Source organism: Streptomyces sp. MK37H (assembly GCF_018035285.1).
GTDB lineage: Bacteria > Actinomycetota > Actinomycetes > Streptomycetales > Streptomycetaceae > Streptomyces > Streptomyces endocoffeicus.
Genome location: NZ_JAAAYH010000583.1, coordinates 1 through 4,451, shown reverse-complemented (window position 1 = coordinate 4,451; position 4,451 = coordinate 1). Strand labels below are relative to the sequence as shown.

The 4,451-nt window shown below is 69.7% G+C and carries 3 protein-coding genes; all 3 read left to right on the top strand.

Going from position 1 to position 4,451, the window contains the following annotated elements; all coding sequences use genetic code 11:
• On the top strand, positions 1–1,529 hold a 1,529-nt coding region (locus GWI24_RS40985), incomplete at its 5' end, for a beta-N-acetylhexosaminidase (RefSeq protein ID WP_210951105.1).
• 46 nt (positions 1,530–1,575) lie between these two features.
• On the top strand, positions 1,576–3,003 hold the full coding sequence (locus GWI24_RS40980; protein WP_210951104.1) for a cellulose binding domain-containing protein: 1,428 nt from the start codon (positions 1,576–1,578) through the stop codon (positions 3,001–3,003).
• Between the two features lie 288 nt (positions 3,004–3,291).
• Positions 3,292–4,451 (top strand): glycoside hydrolase family 64 protein (locus GWI24_RS40975; protein WP_308344258.1); only part of this gene is annotated, 1,160 nt, incomplete at its 3' end.

Sequence of the window (4,451 nt, the reverse complement as noted above, 5' to 3'; positions counted from 1 at the left end):
CCGCCCTCGTACCGCGCCCCACCGAGGCCGCTCTCCGGCCCGGTCACTTCACGCTCGACCGCAGCACCGCACTGCACGTCGGCGCAGGCGCCGAACCGGCCGCGGACCTGCTGGGCAGCCTGCTCGCCCCCGCCACCGGGCTGTCCCCGCGACCGTCACCGGACGGACGGTTCGCCCTGGTGCTCGACGCGGGTCTCGGCGGTCTCGGCGGCCCCGGCGGCCTCGGTGAAGAAGGGTACGGGCTCACCATCGACCCGCACGCCGTGCTGCTGCGCGCCGCGCACCTCACCGGCCTGCTGCGCGGTATCCAGACGGTCCGTCAGCTCCTCCCTCCGCAGGCCCTGTCGGAAATCCCGCAGCGCGGTACGCGGTGGCTGCTGCCGTGCGTCGACATCACCGACGTCCCGCGTCACCCCTGGCGCGGCGCGATGCTGGACGTGGCCCGCCACTTCCAGCCCGTCTCCTTCCTGCGCCGGTACGTCGACCTACTGGCCCTGCACAAGATCAATATGTTCCATCTGCATCTCACCGACGACCAAGGCTGGCGCATGCCGGTCGCCGCCTTTCCCAAGCTCACCGAGATCGGCGGCCACCGCGCCGCATCCCCGAAAGGCCCGGCGGACAGCGACACGTCCGGCGGCGTCCCGCACGGTGGGGCGTACACGCGGGCCGAACTCGCCGGCCTGGTCCGGTACGCCGCCGCTCGCGGCGTCACCGTCATGCCCGAGATAGAGATGCCCGGGCACGCACGCGCCGCCCTCGCCGCCTACCCGGGACTGGGCAACCACCCGGAGCGCACCCTCGACGTCTGGACGCGATGGGGCGTGTGCGACACCGTCCTCGGTGTCCACGACGAGGTCCTCGACTTCTGCCGCACCGTCCTCGACGAGGTCATGGACCTCTTCCCCTCGCCGTACCTCCACATCGGCGGCGAGGAGTGCCCCACCACCGAGTGGACGCACAGCGCCGCCGCACGCGAACGAGCAGCGGCGGAGGGCCTGCCGAACCCCGAGGCCCTGCACGGCTGGTTCCTCGGGAAGATCGGCGACTTCCTCGTCCGTCACGGACGCCGCCCGGTCGGCTGGGCCGAGACCGGCGCCGAACTGCCCCTCGACTTCACCGTGATGACCTGGCGCGACCCGGCCCATACCCTGACGGCGGCCCGCCGCGGCCACCCCGTCGTCAGCGCGTACTACCGGGCCACCTATCTCGACTACGCCCAGTCCGACGCCCCGCACGAGCCGCCGGCCCAGCCCGGCCCCGTGGTCGATCTGCGCGCCGTCCACGCCCACGCCCCCGTACCCGAGGACGCGGACGCCCAGGTGGCCGGGCGGGTGCTCGGCACACAGGCCCAGCTGTGGACCGAGTTCGTCACGACGCCCGCCCACATCGAATACCTCACCTACCCGCGGCTGTGTGCCCTCGCCGACCGCGGCTGGAGCGGTGCGACGGACTGGGCCGACTTCCGGTCCCGCCTCGACGAGCACACCGCCCGGCTCGACGCGCTCGGCGTCCACCACCACCCCTGACCCCGACCTGTTCCGGGAATCCCCCCACCGTTCTGGAGGAACAACGATGAGATTCGCGAAGAACCGGCTGCGCACCGCCGCACACACCGCCGTCGCGGTGACCATGGGCGCCGCCGCGCTCACCGCACTCCCGGCCACCGCGAGCGCGGCCACCGACGGGCTGAGCGTCCAGTACCGTACGAGCGCCACCGGAGCCGGCGCCGACCAGGCCGAACCCTGGATCAAGGTGAAGAACACCGGCGACGCGAGCGTAACGTTGAGCAGCGTCAAGGTCCGCTACTACTTCAAGGCCGACTCGGCGGGCGCGACCTATCGCTTCGCCTGTTCCTGGGCCGTCAAGGGCTGCGCCAACGTCACGGGCACCTTCGGTACGCTCGCCCACCCGACCGCCACCGCCGACCGCTACCTCGAGATCGGCTTCACCTCCGGTGCCGGTTCCCTCGCCCCGGGCGCCGACACCGGCGACCTGCAACTGCGCTTCTACCAGTCGACGTGGGCCGCGCTGAACCAGAGCGACGACTACTCCTTCGGCGCCTCCCAGACGTCGTACGGCGACTGGTCCAAGGTCACGGCGCAGCTGGCCGGCACCACCGTGTGGGGCACGGCCCCCGCGGGCAACGAACCGGAGGACCCGCCCGCCGACCCGCCCACCGACCCTCCGGCCGACGCCGCCACGTTGTTCGACGACTTCAACTACAGCGGCTACAGCGACCCGAGGATCTCGGCGCACGGCTGGAGCGTGCGCTCCAACTCCGGTGGCCCCGGCGTGCCCGGCGCCACCTGGGCGCCCGAGAAGGTCACCTTCTCCTCCACCGGCGGCAACTCCATCATGAACCTGGAGACCTCGACCGCCGGCACCGCGGCGAGCACCAAGCAGACCGAGATCCTCACCAAGGCGATGAAGTTCAAGAACGGCACCTACGCGGCCCGCGTCAAGTTCAGCGACGCGCCCAAGTCCGGCCCGGACGGCGATCACCTCGTCCAGACCTTCTTCACCATCAACGACCTCACCGCCCCGATGGCGGACGACTACGCGGAGTACGACTTCGAGTACCTGCCCAACGGCGGCTGGGGCGAGACGTCCGACATCCTCTACACGACGTCCTGGGAGACCTACCAGGCCGATCCATGGGTGGCGGTCAACCAGCACACCGAAGGCCGTCGGAGCTACAACGGCTGGCACGACCTGGTGCTGACCATCGACAACAGCACCATCAAGTACTACATCGACGGGCAGCTCTTCGGCACTCACGACGCCGCGTACCTGCCGGAGCGGCCCATGTCGATCAACTTCAACCAGTGGCTGATCGACCTCGCGGGCCAGACCAGCACGACCGCGCGAGCCTACGACCAACAGGTCGACTACGTCATGCACGTCAAGGACCAGGTCCTCACGCCGACGCAGGTCACCGCCAAGCTGAGCGCGTACCGCAGCACGGGCACGACGTTCGAGGACACCGTCCCCGGCAGTTGATCCCCGTGCCCGATGACGGCGCGTAGGTTCGAGCACCAGGCTCCCTCCTGGCCGGCGCGACGCTCCTCGCCGCGCCGGCGACGCGCTGGTGGCGCCGGAACCCCGGCCGTGATCCATATTGGTCTAGACCTTGACGTGTACCGCTCATGAGCGCACTCTGGGAGCGCTCTCGCACGACCGGACGGGTCCGCTGTCCCCCTGACCTCCCCTCCGGCGGGGTGCGGCCCCGACCGTCCGTCCGTCGCATTCAACTCCGGTGGGAGAAGCCCACCTGGCAGGAGGACGAGCGTGCTTGCCTTACGGAAGGTGCTGGTGGCGCTGGTCGCCGCCGTGGCCGTCGCTGCTGGACTCACGGCCGTGGGCCCCGCATCCCACGCCGAAGCCGCGGTGCCCACGACCATCCCGCTCGAGTTCAAGAACAACTCCGGGCGCAGTGATCAGATCTACATCTACAACATCGGGACTCTGCTCTCGACCGGCCAGCAGGGCTGGGCCGACGCGAACGGCACGTTCCACCCCTGGCCCGCCGGCGGCAACCCGCCGACCCCCGCGCCCGACGCGTCGATCGTCGGACCGGCCAACGGCCAGACCAAGACGCTCCGGATGCCGAAGTTCTCCGGCCGGGTCTACTTCTCCTACGGCCAGAAGCTCGTCTTCAAGCTGACCACCGGCGGCCTCGTGCAGCCCGCGGTGCAGAACCCGTCCGACCCGAACGTGGACATCCTCTTCAACTGGAGCGAGTACACCCTCAACGACGCCGGACTGTGGATCAACAGCACACAGGTCGACATGTTCTCGGCCCCGTACGCGGTCGGCGTCAAGAACACTTCCGGCACCGTCAAGAACACCGGCCACCTGAAGCCAGGCGGCTACGCCGGATTCTTCAACGCCCTGAAGGGCCAGCCCGGCGGCTGGGCCAACCTCATCCGGACCCGGTCCGACGGGACCATCGTGCGTGCCCTCGCGCCCGGCCACGGCATCGAGGCCGGCGCCCTGCCGAGCACCGTCATGAACGACTACATCAACCGGGTCTGGACCAAGTACGCCACCTCCACGCTGACGGTGACACCGTTCGCGGACCAGCCGGGCACCAAGTACTACGGCAGGGTCTCCGGCAACGTCATGAATTTCACCAACAGCTCCGGCGCCCTCGTCACCACGTTCCAGAAGCCCGACGCCGACAGCATCTTCGGCTGCTACAAGTTCCTGGACGCGCCGAACGACCTGGTCCGCGGCCCGATCTCGCGCACCCTGTGCGCGGGCTACAACCGTTCCACGCTCCTGACCAACTCCAACCAGCCCGATACGAGTTCCACGGGCTTCTACCAGGACGCGGTGACCAACCACTACGCCCGGAAGATCCACGCCCAGATGGCTGATGGCAAGGCGTACGCCTTCGCCTTCGACGACGTCGGCAACTACGAGTCGCTGGTCAACGACGGCAACCC

Coding starts and splice junctions, on each gene's coding strand:
- GWI24_RS40980 (WP_210951104.1), top strand. CDS start 1,576: ATGAGATTCGCGAAGAACCGGCTGCGCACCGCCGCACACACCGCCGTC.